Source organism: Phyllobacterium myrsinacearum (assembly GCF_002980555.1).
GTDB lineage: Bacteria > Pseudomonadota > Alphaproteobacteria > Rhizobiales > Rhizobiaceae > Phyllobacterium > Phyllobacterium myrsinacearum.
Genome location: NZ_PVBT01000002.1, coordinates 702402 through 719762 on the forward strand (window position 1 = coordinate 702402; position 17361 = coordinate 719762).

Consider the following 17361-nt stretch of genomic DNA (forward strand, 5'->3'; position numbering starts at 1 on the left):
AATTTTCGGTTGCGACGCCTCCGAAAGAATAAATGAGGAGGCATGAACCGTCGTTGGAAGAATGGTTTTCCTTATATGGTGATCCAAACGGGTTTTCAAACCACCTCCTGACAAAACAAGTCAGGAGGCCTCTTAAAGCGAACACCCGCCATGCGGGGGCATGGCGGGTGTCCGGTTTGGCGGTATTTTATGCGCGTCGCGCCGTCACCACTTGGTGTGGGCCGAGAGCGTGATTGTCCGGCCATCGCCATAGCCGCAGACCGCCTCGCCGTCGCAGCCCTTGACGTAGGCCTTGTCGAAAAGGTTGGTGACATTGAGGGCAACGCCCCAGCTATCCTTCTCGTAGCGGATGGCCGCGTCGAACAGGGTGGCGCCGGGAACCTTCAGCGTGTTGGACTTGTTGGCATAGGACTCGCCCTGATAGCGGACCCCCGCCCCGAGATTGACCCCTTGCAGCGGCCCCTGGCCGACCGTGTAGTCCAACCAGAACGATGCCGACACTTTCGGGACGATTGTCGGCCAGTTGCCGATCAATGCCGGGTCCTCATCCCTAGTGATCTCCATATCGAGCACGGTCAGCGATGCCAGGGCCTTCCAGTTCTGGTCGATGTTGACTTTGCCTTCCAGTTCCAGCCCGGTCGATTTGACCTCGCCCAGCTGCGTGTCGATGAAGGTACCTGGAATGCGCGACAGCGCGTTCTGCTTGGTGATCTGGAACACGGACGCAGTCAGCAATCCGTCGATGAAATCGGGCGCATATTTGACACCCGCCTCGATCTGATAGCCCTCTTCCGGCTTCAGCGGTTCGCCAAGGGTGACGCCAATCACCGGATTGAAGAAGGTTGCCGCGCTGACATAGGGCGTCACGCCGTTGGAGAATTCATAGCCGAGCCCGACGCGGCCGCTGACGGCGCTCTTGTTGTCGTCATAGGTGGGACCAAGCGGGAAGAACGGGCCGTTGGCAGACTCCGATTTGATGTTGACGTAGTCATAGCGGCCGTTGAGGGTTACCAGCCAGCCATCGCCGAACCGCACCTGATCCTGCGTGTAGACACCGATCTGGTTCATCTTCAGAACCTGATCGAGGTAGACGCTGGTTGCACCCTGCGGGACGCCGTAGACCGGATTGCTGGCGCTGATCGGCGTTGCGCCGCCGGATGCCTGCACCTGATCGATCTTGTAATATTTGTAGTCGACGCCAAACAGGAAATTGTGCTCAAGCGCGCCGGTGGTGAATTGTTTTTCGGCCCGGTTGTCCATCAGGAACGTATCGACCTTCGTATCGTGGTTGAAGCCGATGCGGTACAGGAGATTATCCGGCGTTGTCGGGTTCGGGCCGCCGCCATAGGGATAGGCCGGATCGACATAGCCATAGGGGTAGGGGTTGGTTTCCTGCTTGGTCAAGTGGCCGTAGCGGACATTCTGACTGAGCTTCCAGCCGCTGTCGAAGCTGTGCTCGACGCTGTAGCCGATCATTGCCTGCTTGTATTTTCCATTGTCGGTGCCGGGCTCGGTGAAATTCGCATCCCGGCTGATCTTGCCGAATGGCGCGTCGACCACCGTGCCCACATAGGGAAGGAACGCCCCGCCCGCATGGGTCTGGTCAAGGGCGGAGAAATAGCCATGCAGGGTGATCTTGGTATCCGCCGACGGTTCATAGGTCAGCTGCGGCGCAATGATGCCGCGCAGGTCCTCGGCAAAGTCCGTCTGCTGGTCGCCGCCGGCAACCCGTCCGGTAAAGCGGTAGGTCCAGACGCCGTTTTCGTCGATCCTGTCGCCGACATCGACGCCGAGATAGGCATTGCCGTACTGGTTGATTCCGGTCTCGATGCGGCCGAAACGATCCTTTTCCGGCCGTTTGCTCACCATGTTGACGATGCCGCCGGGATTGGCGCCGCCATAGAGAACCGAAGCGGGGCCCTTGAGGACCTCTACCCGCTCGAGCATGAAGGGATCGATCTGGAACCCGCCAAAGCCATAGCCGAAGAGCGGCAGGCCATCGAGAAAAATACCGGTCTGGGTGGCCTGGAAACCGCGAATGAAAATCCAGTCCGTGTCGGGATCTTCGCCGAAGGGCGCTGCGGTAATGCCTGGGGTATACCGCAATGCCTCATCGACTTTCCTGACGCCGCGATCCTGCAATTCCTGCTGGCCGATCACGGAAACGGACTGCGGAATGGCGGTGATTGGCAGGGCGGATTTCGACCCGGCGGTTGTCTTCTTGGCAACGTAGCCGTTGACAGGTCCGGTTGCCGTGCCGTTGCCGCCATCGATGACGATTTCCTTCAGGACGATGGATTCTTCCGCCGTGGCTGTGATTGGCAGAAGCGCAATGCTGAGGGTTGTCCCGGCAAGCAGAAGCCTTGCCCAGCGCGTCCGGTTATGTCTTGTCATGTGTCGCCCCAAAAGACCCCAAGGATAATGACACCGTACGCCGCTGCACCCGCGCCGGTATCATCATGTGCTTAAAATATTATGACTATTTAACTCAACTATAAGCACGGGTCTTGTCCGATAACACGGCCTTTGAATGTTTTTGGGCCAAAATTGCCGCCGGCGGGGCTGCCGGCTTATTTGCGGCTGCGTTGCCAAGCGGCCGGCGTGAGGCCGGTGTGCTGGCGGAACACGCGGGTGAAATGCGCCTGGTCGGCAAATCCCGCAAGTTCCGCGATATGGTTGAGACTGTGACCGGTCCGCAGCAGCATCTCTTCGATGCGGCGGATGCGCAGGCTCATCTGCCACTGGTGCGGCGGCATGCCGGTCGAAGCCTTGAAGGCATGGCTGAAATGCGATTGCGACAATCCGGTCAGATCAGCCAGTTCCTGCAGGCGGACCGCGTGCATCCAGTTGTCATTGAGATAGCCGGTGACACGGCGCAACTGCCAGGGGGCGAGCTTGCTGCGCTTGCGCTCTGTTTTCGCCTTGATATCAAACAGCAGCGCGAAAACCGAGATTGCCAGGCTCTCACCGTAAAGCGGATGCAATGGATCGGGATTGGTGCACTCCCCGGCCATGAGATTGGCCAGCGCCAGAATGCGCGGATCGGAAAACATCAGCCGCGGCCGTGTGATCGCGCCAAGATCAACCTCGCCGCCAAAGCGTTTGACCAATGTTTTGACATTGAAGTGCAGATCGATGTGGCGGATATGTTTGACCTCGCGCAGGCGGGACCAAAGCGGCATTCCCGCCGGGACATAGCACATCGGATTGGCAACGCCGTCGCTGCCGAGATCCTTGCTCTGCGGATCCAGCCGCACGTTGAATGTGCCGGTGTTCAGACCGTCGAGAACGATGAAAAGCCGGGGATCCCTCGCCTCATATTGTCCGCTGGCATCGGAAGCGCAATTCACGCTGAAAAGATCGGCAACCACCCCGTCCCAGGCGCGCTGCTGCAAGCCCCCGACGACGGAAAAGCCGTTGATCTTGGTATTCATCTGCGGTTGAAACGTCATTCAATTCGCATAGAACCATTGGGAATATCAGGCAACACCAATGATTTGGAACGCTTCCAGAAGATTTTGGATCAGCGCATATAATATGAGTAAAGAAATCATCTTTAACTATTGGAATTGTTGGGCCAATTGAAACCGGGTCCGGAACGCGCGCGTTCCGGACCCGTTGCGACGGAGGTCTGTTATTTCAGCCACTGTCGCCGGATGGCAACATTGGCGTTGCCTGTTATGCGGGGGCTGCCACTGGCTCGCCCTTCACCTCACGCATGCTTGGCAGGAAGATGGTCAACAGGCCAAGGAACGGCAGGTAGGAACAGACCATATAGACAAAGTCGATCCCCTTGTTATCAGCAACGACCCCCAGAACCGCGGCTGCAATTCCGGCCATGCCGAAGGCGAAGCCGAAGAAGATGCCGGCGATCATTCCGACCCGTCCCGGCACCAGCTCCTGCGCGAACACCACGATGGCCGGGAATGCCGAGGACAGGATGAGGCCGATGAACACGGTCAGCACGCCGGTCCAGAACAGGTTCGCATAGGGCATCAGCAGGGTGAACGGCAGGACGCCAAGGATCGAGAACCAGATGACGGTCTTGACGCCGATCTTGTCGCCGACCAGTCCGCCGCCGATGATGCCGACAGCGGCAGCGCCGAGGAACAGGAAGAGCATCAGCTGCGACTGCTGCACCGTGATGCCGAATTTGTGGATCACGTAGAAGGTGTAGTAGCTGGAGATGCTGGCGAGATAGATGTTCTTGCTGAACACCAGCAGCGTGAGAATGATCAGCGACATCGTCACCTTGCGGCGGGGCAGCTTCAACGTGCGGCTGACCGGCGGCTTTTTCGCATTGGCGGCGCGGTAGCGCTGGTACCAGTTGCCGACCTGATAGAGCACGATCATGCCGATCAGTGCGGCTGCCGAGAACCAGGCGATGCTCTGCTGGCCATGCGGCAGGATGATGAATGCTGCAAGCAGGGGCCCGAGCGCCGTACCGAAATTGCCGCCGACCTGGAACAGGGATTGGGCAAGGCCATGGCGTCCGCCGGATGCCAGACGCGCGACGCGCGACGACTCCGGATGGAAGATGGACGAGCCGATGCCGATGAAGGCAGCACCGATCAGCAGCATCGAATAGTGTGTGGCGATCGACAAGAGGCCGAGGCCGACGAGCGAAAAGCCCATGCCGACAGGCAGGGAATAGGGCATCGGGCGTTTGTCGGTATAGGTGCCGACCACGGGCTGCAGCAGGGACGCTGTGACCTGAAAGGTGAGCGTCAGCAGGCCGATCTGCTTGAAGTCGAGGCCGTAGTTGGTCTTGAGCATGGGATAGATAGCCGAGAGCATGGACTGCATCATGTCATTGAGCAGATGGCAGAAGCTCACGGCAAAGATGATGCCGAAGGCGGTCATTTCAGCGGAAGAGCGCTGTGCAGGCAAGGAAGTATCGGTCATATCGGGCGTTCCATCGGAGAATGAGGGCGTTGATTGCGCGTGTCGCGTCACCCTTCTTCCCTCTGATATACCTGTTGCACAAAACCTGCCTTCGTGGTTTGGTCTATTTCTTTCGCAAGTGGGCCAAACCATGCTGTATTTGAAATTTCCCGAGATGAGTTTTCACGGCACTGATCTGGGGCGTGTGCACCTGCAGCGGCTGGAGTGGCTTGAACAGTCGAAAGGCGATGTGGTTGCCGGATTGGCGCATTATCCCACGGGATGCCATGTTCCAGAGCATCGTCACAGCCTGTCGCAACTGCTGCATGCGATGACGGGTGTTGTCATGGTCACGACCAAATTCGGCCGTTGGATGGTGCCGCCGCATCATGCCTTGTGGCTTCCTGCCGGAATCGGGCATGCGGTTGACATGCTGGGTGATGTCGCGATGCACTCCATCTATGTGCGCCCCGCTGCGGTTGCCGGATTGAAAAGCCATTTGCATGTGGTGGCGCTGACGCCGCTGATGGACACGCTGATCCGGGAGGTTGTGGCTTCGCCTGCCGCCGAGCAGGCAAGCCCGCGCACGACATTCATGATGGGGCTGCTGCTGCACGAGATTCCCAATCTGGAAGAGCGTCCGCTCGGTCTGCCCTTTCCCGACGATACCAGGCTGGCAACGCTTTGCCGGGGCTTTCTGAAAGATCCCTCCCCGCGCACCAATATCGATAACTGGGCCGATCGCCTCGGCATGAGCCGCCGCACGTTTACGCGGTTCTTCCGGCGCGAGACGGGTTTGAGCCTGTCGACCTGGCGCCAGCAGGCATGCCTGCTATCCGCGCTGCCGCGGCTGACGGAAGGCGAAGCGGTGACGAGCGTTGCGCTTGATCTTGGCTACAACAGCGTTCCCGCCTTTACCACCATGTTCAAACGCATGCTGGGCGCCCCGCCCCGCAATTATCTTCATTCTGCCGCCTGATGTGCTGATCAGAATTTCTTGGTCTTCACTTTTCCAATAACGACTAAGGCGAAATAGACTATCCTGGAGCGCCCGGCGCTGACCAGATTTGGTTGACGCGATTTTCCGATCCCGCACACCCATACGTAGCGACGGCAGTATTGTTGGCGAACTCCTTCCCACCGCCGTGAATGTCCAAACATCTTTTTGTAGTATCTGGGTTATGCACAGGTGCTCGAGACGGCTCCAACACCTCGTTGGCAATGGAACCGTTCAAATAGTATGAGAAGTCCTGTATGTCGGTATGATAGTAAATGTTGTCCTCTTCACTAAGCTTACATTCTGCAAGGCCAAGATTCTCATCAGCTGCCATGAATAAACATAGATTCGGATGTGCCGCTAGTTTGACGCGGTGGGTGGCAATATCACGCGACCAGATTTGCTGATCGGATCCATTGCATGCGCTGACCGTAAATTTGGCAGTGGTGATATCAATGGAAGACGCCGTTAGACACAATCCTGGTTTGCCGCCACCGGCCACAGAATAGATCTGGCCGGTGGGTATGACTTTGACCGCTTTACCATCGCATTTTGCCTCAAGCCGGAGCATGGCGTTACCGTGTGCAGGAATGGGTGCCGTCCACAGCTCATTATTGGGAAGGGGGCCTTCCGGTTTATTATCCCAGAGATCTTTTGCAGAAACCGTGCAACTGGATCCAGAGAGGAAAAGGCCAATATATTGCAGATTTATCTTCTGCGGCTGAAGTTCCGTATTGCTTTTATTCAAAATGACAACAGCAAGCTGGTCGTGACTGAGCGGTTTCACGACAACGTCCATCCCCTTGTCTGCTGCGGGATTCGTTTGATATGCGATATAGCCGCCGATGCCGAGCTCGTCCTGATCGACAGCGATGATATCCTTGTTTGTCAAAATTTTTAACGAATCCTGAAGGTGCACTAGTGTCACGCCAGAGTCATCCCTTCCTTTCTGCTGATAATAATCGGTCAATCGCCGTATATCGGTACTAAGGAGTAGGGGAGCTCCCATGATCGACCATAATGCAAACTGGCTCTTTTCCTCATCCGTGTTCATGCCGTTGTCACCAATAAGCAGTTGATCTGGGTCGTTCCAGCTGCCCGGCGCGACATACCGGGAAAGTGCAGCAGCAATATAGAAGCTGGAGTAGACACCCTTGTCGTTGTCATCCTCTCCAGCGCGGGATGACCAAGGATTGCTGAGCTTCTTGGAGACTGCGTCATATTTGTAATTCTTAATGTCTCCCCCGACCCGCCATGCCTGACCAAGGGGACGCACCCATTCCATCTTTGTATATTTGTCGCTGGAGTCACTGCTGTTTGCTGCTGGCGCAGATTCCAGAAAGAGTATTTTTCGCTTGCTGTCCTTTGTAGCAGTCGCCAAAGCCGCCGCCATCGTCTCGAATAGTTGTTTTTTTGACGACCTGATTACGGTAGCGGGCCGTTCCTTTTCCGGCCAATAGCCATAATCTTTTGGTTTATCCTTAGACTCGTAATCACAGTTATCGTACTTGAGAAGATCAATACCCCACTTGGCAAAAGCGGTCGCGTCCTGCGTTTCACGAGTTGCCGAAGCCGGGAAATATTGACAAGTCCGTAAACCGGAACTGCTGTAGAGGCCCGCTTTAAGGCCCAAGGCGTGAACATAGCTCACATAGTTTGTTAGATCCGCGTCGAAACCTTTATGGGAGTTGGGGCCGCTAGCAGCATAATTCCAGCTTTCCGCGCCTTGCAGGGCGCCATTTTTGTCACGTGCTGTATTCATCCAGCAATCATCGGCATTCAGATAATTATACCCTGCATCCAGCAGGCCGGAATCCTTCATCGCGCGTGCTTGATCCAGCGTGAAGTGCTGGAATGAATATTGATCTCTGCTGCCATCGTCATTCAACGGAGCATTGATGCCATTGATTGTTTCCAGTTTCGGCCAATTCTTGAACGGATCCTGGGCGTGGCACTCAAAACGGGACCACGTTGTAAAGCCCATCGGTGGCCTTGCGCCGAATTTCTCCACAACAGGCATATCCGGCTGCGTCTTCACGGGATCTATCGCTACTGCTGGTTCTATAGTCGCAGGTTCCGGTCGGGCCACATCCGGTGCAAACGTGCTGTCCGATGTCACTTGCGGTGAATCATTGTTGCATCCGGATAAACCTGCGCAAAGCAAAAGTGGCAACACGCAAAGCGAAATGTCTTTCATTATATTTCCGTTCTTCAATTGGATCAGATGCAATAAGCTCGAGTGAAGATCGTTTGGCGCGCGAAAATGAAATCATGAAATCGATAGCAATGGTCGATGGGTGTCGCTAATTTTCAAGAACACAGGAAAACTAGCTCAGAAATGTAATTTTGCAACATATACCAATGTCGTAGAACACGCCGTTCGGGGACGATGGCGAACAGCCGTATAAGACCACAATGATCGTGGTGAGAGGGCGTCGTAGAGTTACTCTGCCGCCTGAGCCCGCGGTGCCGGAACGTAATTGAGGATCGGACCGAGCCAGCGTTCCACCTCTTCGACCGGCATGGCCTTGCGTTCTGAATAATCCTCGACCTGGTCGCGCTCCACCTTGGCGACGCCGAAATAGTAGGATTCAGGATGCGCGAGATAAACGCCCGAAACCGATGAGCCCGGCCACATGGCATAGCTCTCGGTCAGCCGCACGCCGATCTGCCTTTCCGCATCGAGCAGTCTGAACAGCGTGTCCTTTTCCGTGTGATCGGGCTGTGCGGGATAGCCGGGCGCCGGGCGGATGCCGCGATAGGGCTCGCCGATCAACTCATCCGGTTGCAACGCCTCATCAGGAGCATAGCCCCAATATTCCTTGCGCACCTTCTCGTGCATCAACTCGGCAAAGGCTTCGGCAAACCGGTCGGCAAGGGCCTTCACGAGAATGGATGAATAGTCGTCATTCGCCCGCTCGAACCGTTCGGCAATGGCGATTTCCTCGAACCCGGCCGTAACGACGAAACCGCCGATGTAGTCCTGCTTGCCGCTGGTAACCGGCGCGACGAAATCCGACAGGGCGACATTCGGCCTGCCATCGCGCTTCGACAGTTGCTGGCGCAGCGTATAGAGTGTGGCCAGCTCGTTCTGGCGCCCCTCGTCGGTGAACAGGCGGATATCATCGCCGGCAGTTCCCGCCGGCCAGAAGCCGATGACGGCTTTCGGATTGAACCACTTTTCATCGATGATCTTGGCCAGCATGGCCTGCGCGTCGGCAAACAATTGCCGGGCTGCTGCGCCCTGATGTTCGTCGTCGAGAATGGCGGGATAGCGGCCCTTCAGCTCCCATGTCTGGAAGAATGGCGTCCAGTCGATGTACCGCGACAGTTCGGCGAGATCATAGTTTTCAAACACCCGCGTTCCCAGGAACGACGGCTTTGGCGGTGTATAGCCTGACCAGTCGACCTTGTGGGCATTGGCGCGCGCCTTTTCAAGCGACAGCCGCTGCTTGTCCGCTTCGTTGCGGGCATGGGTCTCGGCAACTTTCGTATATTCGCTGCGGATATTATCGGCAAAGCTTGCCTTCGTGTCCGGCGACAGAAGTTGGGAGACGACGCCAACCGCACGGCTCGCGTCGGTCACATAGACGGTCTGGCCCTTGTGATAGCGCGGATTGATTTTGACAGCCGTGTGCACGCGGCTGGTGGTGGCGCCGCCGATCAGCAGCGGAATATTGAACCCTTCCCGCTCCATTTCAGACGCCACATGCACCATTTCATCGAGCGACGGCGTGATCAGGCCGGAGAGGCCGATGATATCGACGTTCAACTCCTTCGCCGTCTGCAGTATCTTGGTCGCAGGCACCATGACGCCGAGATCGATGATCTCGTAATTGTTGCAGGCGAGAACAACGCCGACAATATTCTTGCCGATGTCGTGCACGTCGCCCTTGACTGTCGCCATCAGCACCTTGCCGGCGCTTTCGCGTTCGCCCGTACCGCCATTGGCGAGTTTTTCCGCTTCCATGTGCGGCAGCAGCAAGGCCACGGCCTGTTTCATCACGCGGGCGGATTTCACCACCTGCGGCAGGAACATTTTTCCTGCACCGAAGAGATCGCCAACAACGTTCATGCCCGCCATCAGCGGACCCTCGATCACATGCAGCGGCCGCTCGGCCGCAAGCCGTGCCTCTTCCGTGTCGACATCGATGAATTCGGTAATGCCATTGACGAGCGCATGGGAAATGCGCTCCGCCACGCTCCATTCGCGCCAGGCGAGATCGCGCTCGCGCGCTTCCTTGCCGGCCGATCCCTTGTAACGCTCGGCCAGATCCAGCAGCCGTTCCGTCGCATCGTCGCGGCGGTTGAGCACGACATCCTCGCAGGCCTCGCGCAGTTCCGGATCGATGGATTCATAGACGGCCAGCTGTCCGGCATTGACGATGCCCATGTCCATGCCGACCTGGATCGCATGATAGAGGAACACGGCGTGCATGGCCTCGCGCACGGGCTCATTGCCGCGGAAGGAGAAGGACAGGTTTGAGATGCCGCCCGAGATGTGGACGTGCGGCAGCGTTTCGACGATCTGGCGCGTCGCTTCGATAAAGGCAACGCCATAGCCATTGTGCTCTTCGATGCCGGTGGCAACCGCAAACACGTTCGGGTCGAAGATAATGTCTTCGGGCGGGAACCCGGCTTCCCTGGTCAGGAGTTCATAGGCGCGGGTGCAAATTTCCACCTTGCGCTCCAGCGTATCGGCCTGGCCTTCCGTATCGAAGGCCATGACGACGACAGCCGCACCATAGGCACGCACGCGCTTGGCATGGTGAAGGAAAGCCTCCTCCCCCTCCTTCATCGAGATGGAGTTGACGAGCGGCTTGCCCTGCACGCATTTCAGACCGGCCTCGATGACATCCCACTTGGAACTGTCGATCATGACGGGCACGCGGGCAATATCCGGCTCGGCGGCAATCAGGTTCAGGAACTCGACCATCGCCTTCTCGCTGTCGATCAGACCTTCATCCATATTGATGTCGATGATCTGCGCGCCATTGGCGACCTGATCGCGCGCCACGTCGAGCGCCGTTGCAAAGTCACCGGCGGTGATCAGCTTGCGGAACTTGGCCGAGCCGGTGATGTTGGTGCGCTCGCCGACATTGACGAAAGGAATGTCCTTGGTCAGCGTGAACGGCTCAAGGCCGGACAGGCGCATGTGGGTGGAAATCTCTGGAATCTGCCGCGGCGGATATTTGCCAACCGCCTCGGCAATCGCCCGGATGTGATCGGGCGTCGAACCACAGCAGCCGCCGACGATGTTCAGCAGGCCTTCTTTGGCGAAGCCTTCCAGCTGCTCGGCCATCGCCTCGGGGCTTTCGTCATACTGGCCGAATTCGTTGGGCAGACCGGCATTGGGATAGGCACAGACAAACGTGTCGGCAACACTGGAGATTTCAGCGAGATGGGCGCGCATCGCATTGGCGCCAAGCGCGCAGTTCAGCCCGATGGTGAAGGGCTCCGCATGACGCACGGAATGCCAGAATGCAGTCGGCGTCTGCCCGGACAATGTGCGGCCTGACAGATCGGTGATCGTGCCTGAAATCATGATGGGCAGGGTAATGCCCTTTTCCTCAAAGACTTCCTGCGTGGCGAACACCGCTGCCTTGGCGTTCAGCGTGTCGAAGATCGTCTCGATGAGAATAATATCGGCGCCGCCATCCATCAGGCCGCGCACCTGATCCGCATAGGCGGTGCGCAGATCGTCAAAGGTAACAGCACGATAGCCGGGATTGTTCACATCAGGGGAAATGGACGCAGTCCGGTTCGTCGGTCCGAGCGCCCCGGCCACGAAACGGCGCTTGCCGTCCTTCTGTTCGGCCTTGATCGCCGCCCGGCGGGCAAGGCGCGCGCCATCGCGGTTCAGCTCATACACAACCTCTTCCATGCTGTAGTCAGCCTGGGCGATGGTCGTGGATGAAAAGGTGTTGGTTTCAAGAATATCCGCGCCGGCCATGGCATAGGCGTAGTGGATATCCTCGATGGCCTGGGGCTGCGTCAGAATCAGGAGATCGTTGTTGCCCTGCAGGTGACAGGAGCAGTCGGCAAAGCGTTCGCCGCGGAAATCGTCCTCGTTCAGGCTGAGACCCTGAATCTGCGTGCCCATGGCCCCGTCGAGAATCAGGATGCGTTCGCGCGCCGCCTTGGTCAGCGCTTCAAACACCTCCGAGCCATCCCGTGGAGCACCCAGGGGACCGAACAGATTATCGACTGCAATATTCATGACTCAAACGCCTCTTGGCCATCTTGGGATGGGAGACGTAAACTCACATAAAGATATCTTTATGTCAACAAATCAATTCCATTGACGGCAAATTCTGTCGCAGCTGCGGCGTCCTGTCCGGCCGCTGCCGTGACGGCCGCAAAACGCTATTTTTCTCCCGTTCGTTTCAGAAGATAGGTATCCATGATCCAGCCTTTTTGCTGCCGCGCGACCATGCGCAGGCGTTCGATCTCATCGACAACATCGCGCAGCCGCCCGGACAGAAGAATTTCGTCCTGCGTGCCGACATAGGCGCCCCAATAGATATCGACATCTTCCTTGACGGTCTTGAATGCGCCCTCGCCGTCAAGCATCACGACGATGCTTTCCGAATTGTTGGGAAACCCCTCCTCCAGCTTGCGGCCGGTGGTGATGGTGATCGATTCGCCGATGCGATTGAGGACCACCTTGTGTTTCGCGGTGAGCGCCTGAATGGCGGTGATGCCCGGTATCACGTCATATTCCAGCTCGAAGCCACCCTTGGCATTAAGGCGATCGAGAATCCGCAGCGTGCTGTCATAAAGCGAGGGGTCGCCCCAGACGAGAAACGCCCCGCACTCGTCGTCACCAAGCTCCTCGAGCAGCAGATGCTCATAGGCCGCTTCGACCCTGTCGTGCCATTCCTCGACACTGGCGCGGTAGGTTGAAGAGGGCTTGTGACGGACGGGCGTTTCAAAATCGACCATGCGGTAGTCGTGGCCGGTGATGAAGCGCTCGCAGATTTCGCGGCGGATGCGCGCAAGCTGTTCCTTCTCGGCACCCTTGTCGGGGATGAAGAAGACATCGACCTGATTGAGCGCGTTCACCGCCTGAATGGTGACGTAATCGGGGTTTCCAGCCCCGATGCCGATGATGAGAACCTTGCGTTTCATTGTGCCGTCCGCACACTCTGCGGCCGTATCGCTGCTCTCTTCTCGCTGATCAGGGCGCAGAAGAGATCATGCAGCCGTTTGGCGCCCGGATGGCTTGCATAGCGGCGCAGCCGTGCCACTTCGGCACTGGCCGCAGCGACGAGATCGCCATTCCTGGGTTGCCGCATCAGCCAGGCAACGAATACATCCTCGGGAGCAGGCATCCTGTTGATCAATCCCATGCCAGCGCTCCGCCGTTCTGATATTCGATGACGCGGGTTTCGAAAAAATTCTTTTCCTTCTTCAGGTCCATCGCTTCCGACATCCACGGGAACGGATTGTCGGTATCGGGGAAGACCTGGGCAAGGCCGAGCTGGGCGCAGCGGCGGTTGGCGATGAAGTGCATATAGCTTTCGCACAGGGCCGCGTTCAATCCGAGGAAACCGCGCGGCATCGTATCGCGGCCATAGGACGCCTCGAGTTCCGCCGCATCCCTGATCATCCCGCGCAGTTCTTCGGTAAAGGCTTTCGTCCACAGATGCGGGTTCTCGTGACGGATCTGGTTGATCACGTCGATACCGAAATTCATGTGAATGCTCTCGTCGCGCAGGATGTACTGATATTGCTCGGCAATGCCGACCATCTTGTTGCGGCGGCCGAGCGACAGGATCTGGGCAAAGCCGGTATAGAACCACATGCCCTCGAAAATGACATAGAAGGCGACGAGATCGCGCAGGAAAGCCTGGTCCATCTCCGGTGTGCCGGTCTTGAAATCGGGGTTGTCGAGATTTTGCGTGTGCTTGAGTGCCCATGCCGCCTTGTCGGTGATCGACGGCACTTCGCGGTACATGTTGAAGAGTTCGCCCTCGTCCAGCCCAAGGCTTTCGACAATATACTGGAACGTGTGGGTATGAACGGCTTCCTCGAAGGCCTGACGCAAGAGATACTGGCGGCATTCCGGATTGGTCAGGTGCCGGTAGATGGCGAGCACGATGTTGTTGGCGACCAGTGACTCGGATGCCGCGAAGAAACCGAGATTGCGCTTGATCATGCGCCGTTCGTCGTCGGTCAGCCCGTCCCTGGATTTCCACAGGGCAATATCCGCCTGCATCGACACCTCTGTCGGCATCCAGTGATTGTTGCAGCCATTGAGATATTTTTCCCAAGCCCAGTGATATTTGAGCGGCAGCAACTGATTGACGTCGGCACGTGAATTGATCATCGCCTTGTCATCGACGCGCACACGGCCGCCGCCGCGCACGATATCGCCAAGGCCTGTCGCATCGGCGGCGGGTGCCTGATCCGGTGCGAGGGCGGGATGGATGGCGCGCGCCGCATTGGCGGCAGCTTCGGTGTTGGTCCAGTCAAGCATGGTCTTTTCCTTCAATTCATTGCAAAGCGTGGGGGCAGGCGTGGTTGCGCGCTTACTGGCAGGCTTCGCAGTCCGGATCGTTGATCGAGCAGGCATTGCCGGCCGGCTCCGACAGGATGATCGGTTCGGCAACCGGCTTGGCGGCGACGGCATTGAGCTTGCCGTCCGTGCCTTTCAGCGTGGACTTTTCCACGTGCGAGGCCGAGCGCGAGCGCAGGTAATAGGTCGTCTTCAGGCCGCTGTTCCAGGCGAGGCGATAGAGCTCATCGAGCTTCTTGCCGCTCGGGTTGGCAATATAGAGATTGAGCGACTGGGCCTGATCGATCCATTTCTGCCGGCGCGAAGCCGCTGCAATCAGCCATGCGCTGTCGATTTCGAATGCCGTGGCATAGAGGGCTTTGAGGTCGGCGGGAATACGGCCGATTTCACCCACCGAGCCATCGAAATATTTCAGGTCCGAAATCATCACTTCGTCCCACAGCCCGCGCTGCTTCAGGTCATGCACCAGCGCGGCATTCACGACGGTGAAGTCGCCCGACATGTTGGATTTGACGAAGAGGTTCTGATAGGCGGGCTCGATAGACTGGGCGACGCCGCAAATGTTGGAAATCGTTGCGGTGGGGGCAATCGCCATGGTGTTGGAATTGCGCATTCCGGTTATCGTCACCCGCTTGCGCAGGGCTTCCCAGTCAAGGGTGGTGCTGCGGTCCATCGAAAGACTGGCGCCGGCCGCCGTGCGGGCCTGATCGAGCAGTTCGATGGAATCGATGGGGAGAATGCCCTTCGACCAGAGCGAGCCGTTGAAGCTTGGATAGCTGCCGCGTTCGCTGGCGAGGTCAACCGATGCCGAAATGGCATGGTAGGAAATGGCTTCCATGCTGAGATCGGCAAAAGCCACGGCCTCATCGGACGCGTAGGGAATGCGCAGAGCCTGCAATGCATCCTGGAACCCCATCAGCCCGAGGCCGACCGGACGGTGACGCAGGTTGGAAGAGCGCGCTTCGGGGATGGTGTAGAAGTTGATGTCGATGACATTGTCGAGCATGCGCATGGCCGTCGCCACAGTGCGGCCGAGACGCTCAAGGTCGAGGCCCTCGGCTGCAATGTGATTGGCAAGATTGATCGAGCCAAGATTGCACACCGCAACTTCATCCTTCGATGTGTTGAGGGTAATCTCGGTGCACAGGTTCGAGGAATGCACGACGCCGGCGTGACCCTGCGGCGAGCGGATATTGCAGGGGTCCTTGAATGTGACCCAGGGATGGCCGGTCTCGAACAGCATGGTGAGAATCCGGCGCCAGAGGTCCAGGGCGCGAACGGTGCGGAAGACGCGGATTTCACCACGCGCAGCCTTGGCTTCATAAGCCTCGTAGGCGGATTTGAATGCTGCGCCATAGAGGTCGTGCAGATCCGGCGTCTCGTCGGGTGAGAACAGGGTCCATGGCTCGTCCTTTTCCACGCGGCTCATGAACAGATCGGGCACCCAGTTGGCCGTGTTCATGTCATGGGTGCGGCGGCGGTCGTCACCGGTATTCTTGCGCAGATCAAGGAATTCCTCGATGTCGACATGCCAGGTCTCGAGATAGGCGCAGACCGCGCCTTTGCGCTTGCCGCCCTGGTTGACCGCGATGGCCGTATCATTGGCCACTTTCAGAAACGGTACGACACCCTGGCTTTCGCCGTTGGTTCCCTTGATATGGGCGCCAAGACCGCGCACCGGCGTCCAGTCATTGCCGAGGCCGCCGGAATATTTCGCCAGGAGCGCATTGTCCTTCACCGCCTTGAAGATGCCGTCGAGATCGTCGGCAACGGTGGTCAGGAAGCAGGACGACAGCTGCGGCCGCAATGTGCCGGAATTGAACAGCGTCGGGGTGGATGCCATGAAATCAAAGGATGACAGAAGGTTGTAGAATTCGATGGCGCGCGCTTCCCGGTCGATCTCGCGGGTGGCAAGGCCCATAGCGACGCGCATCAGGAAAGCCTGCGGCAGCTCGAAGCGGATGCCGCGCGTCTGCTGGAGATAGCGGTCATACAGCGTCTGCAGGCCGAGATACTGGAACTGCAGGTCGCGTTCCGGCTTCAGGGCAGCTGCGATTTTACGCAGGTCGAAGCGGGCGAGTTCCGGATCGAGCAGTTCGGCTTCAATACCAGCCTTCACATAGGCCGGGAAGTAATCGGCATAGCGTTCCGCCATTTCATGCTGGGTTGCCTGTTCGGGGCGGCCGAAGACAAAGCTCAAGGCTTCGCGGCGCAGCTTGTCGAGAAGCAGCCGCGCGGTGACAAAGGCGTAGTTCGGTTCGGTTTCAACCAGCGTGCGCGCCGCCAGAATGGGTGCAAGCGATAACTCGTCAAGGGTAATGCCATCGTAGAGATTGCGCTGGGTTTCGCTGAGGATTGGCGCGGCGCTGACCCCCTCAAGTCCTTCGCAGGCTTCATCGATGATGCGGGCAAGACGCACCGTATCGAGCGGTGCCCTGGTGCCACCCGGCAGGGTCACGCTCAGCGACGGGCCGGTTTCAGCCACCGGTTCAACCAGCTTCGCCCGTTCTCGCGCGCGTTCTTCCCGGTAGAGAACATAGGCGCGCGCAACCTTGTGGTTTTCGCCGCGCATGAGGGCAAGTTCAACCTGGTCCTGCACGTCTTCAATGTGAAACAGACGCCCTTCGCTGCTGCGGCGCTTCAACGTTGTCACGATGTCGGTGGTCAGGCCTTCGACGACATCATGCACGCGGCGTGAACCGGCGGCGACATTGCCTTCAACGGCGAGGAAGGCTTTGGTCAGGGCAACGGTGATTTTCAACGGGTCGAAGAGGGTAACCGAACCATTGCGGCGAATGACGCGATAGCCGGGCTCGGCGGACGTAGATTGTGTTTCGCCGTGACGAATGGGTGCAAGTCCATCGGTGCGAGTGGTTTCAAGAGAAAGAGACATGTGCTTATACCCCAAATGTTGGGGGCAAAGGTCGAGCGCACGCGTGCAAGAATCCGGTCAGCTTGC

10 protein-coding genes are annotated in these 17361 nt (G+C 58.0%); 1 reads left to right on the forward strand and 9 read right to left on the reverse strand.

All coding sequences use genetic code 11. From position 1 onward, the window contains the following. Positions 1-204 precede the first annotated feature (204 nt). The 3 genes from C5750_RS10155 to C5750_RS10165 form a co-directional block, all read right to left on the reverse strand. Positions 205-2394, reverse strand: a complete 2190-nt coding sequence (locus C5750_RS10155) for a TonB-dependent siderophore receptor (protein ID WP_105733731.1) — start codon at positions 2392-2394, stop codon at positions 205-207. 176 nt (positions 2395-2570) lie between these two features. Continuing rightward, positions 2571-3452, reverse strand: coding sequence for a helix-turn-helix domain-containing protein (locus C5750_RS10160; RefSeq protein ID WP_105733732.1), 882 nt, complete (start codon positions 3450-3452; stop codon positions 2571-2573). Between the two features lie 226 nt (positions 3453-3678). Then, positions 3679-4905 carry an MFS transporter gene (locus C5750_RS10165; protein ID WP_105733733.1) on the reverse strand — a complete coding sequence of 409 codons (1227 nt, stop codon included), beginning with the start codon at positions 4903-4905 and terminating at the stop codon, positions 3679-3681. 130 nt (positions 4906-5035) lie between these two features. Between C5750_RS10165 and C5750_RS10170 the strand changes: the two genes are divergently transcribed. Beyond that, the gene (locus C5750_RS10170; protein ID WP_245421064.1) at positions 5036-5863 is read left to right on the forward strand and encodes an AraC family transcriptional regulator; all 828 of its coding nucleotides are present in this window, start codon (positions 5036-5038) and stop codon (positions 5861-5863) included. A gap of 58 nt (positions 5864-5921) precedes the next feature. On the opposite strand, the gene C5750_RS10175 is transcribed toward C5750_RS10170, so the two are convergent. The 6 genes from C5750_RS10175 to C5750_RS10200 all read right to left on the reverse strand — a co-directional run bounded on the left by C5750_RS10175 (position 5922) and on the right by C5750_RS10200 (position 17295). Continuing rightward, positions 5922-8078 carry an alpha-galactosidase gene (locus C5750_RS10175; RefSeq protein WP_105733735.1) on the reverse strand — a complete coding sequence of 719 codons (2157 nt, stop codon included), beginning with the start codon at positions 8076-8078 and terminating at the stop codon, positions 5922-5924. 246 nt (positions 8079-8324) lie between these two features. Continuing rightward, positions 8325-12101 carry a methionine synthase gene (metH, locus tag C5750_RS10180; protein WP_105733736.1) on the reverse strand — a complete coding sequence of 1259 codons (3777 nt, stop codon included), beginning with the start codon at positions 12099-12101 and terminating at the stop codon, positions 8325-8327. Between the two features lie 146 nt (positions 12102-12247). Continuing rightward, positions 12248-13012, reverse strand: coding sequence for a precorrin-6A synthase (deacetylating) (cobF, locus tag C5750_RS10185; protein WP_105733737.1), 765 nt, complete (start codon positions 13010-13012; stop codon positions 12248-12250). Further along, complete coding sequence (locus C5750_RS10190; protein WP_105733738.1) at positions 13009-13233, reverse strand: hypothetical protein; 225 nt, start codon at positions 13231-13233, stop codon at positions 13009-13011. The genes cobF and C5750_RS10190 overlap by 4 nt, the downstream gene beginning before the upstream one ends. Beyond that, positions 13224-14363: a ribonucleotide-diphosphate reductase subunit beta gene (locus C5750_RS10195; RefSeq protein WP_105733739.1), complete on the reverse strand. Its 1140-nt coding sequence runs from the start codon at positions 14361-14363 to the stop codon at positions 13224-13226. The genes C5750_RS10190 and C5750_RS10195 overlap by 10 nt, the downstream gene beginning before the upstream one ends. Before the next feature lie 52 nt (positions 14364-14415). After that, the gene (locus tag C5750_RS10200; protein ID WP_105733740.1) at positions 14416-17295 is read right to left on the reverse strand and encodes a ribonucleoside-diphosphate reductase subunit alpha; all 2880 of its coding nucleotides are present in this window, start codon (positions 17293-17295) and stop codon (positions 14416-14418) included. Between the last annotated feature and the right edge of the window lie 66 nt (positions 17296-17361).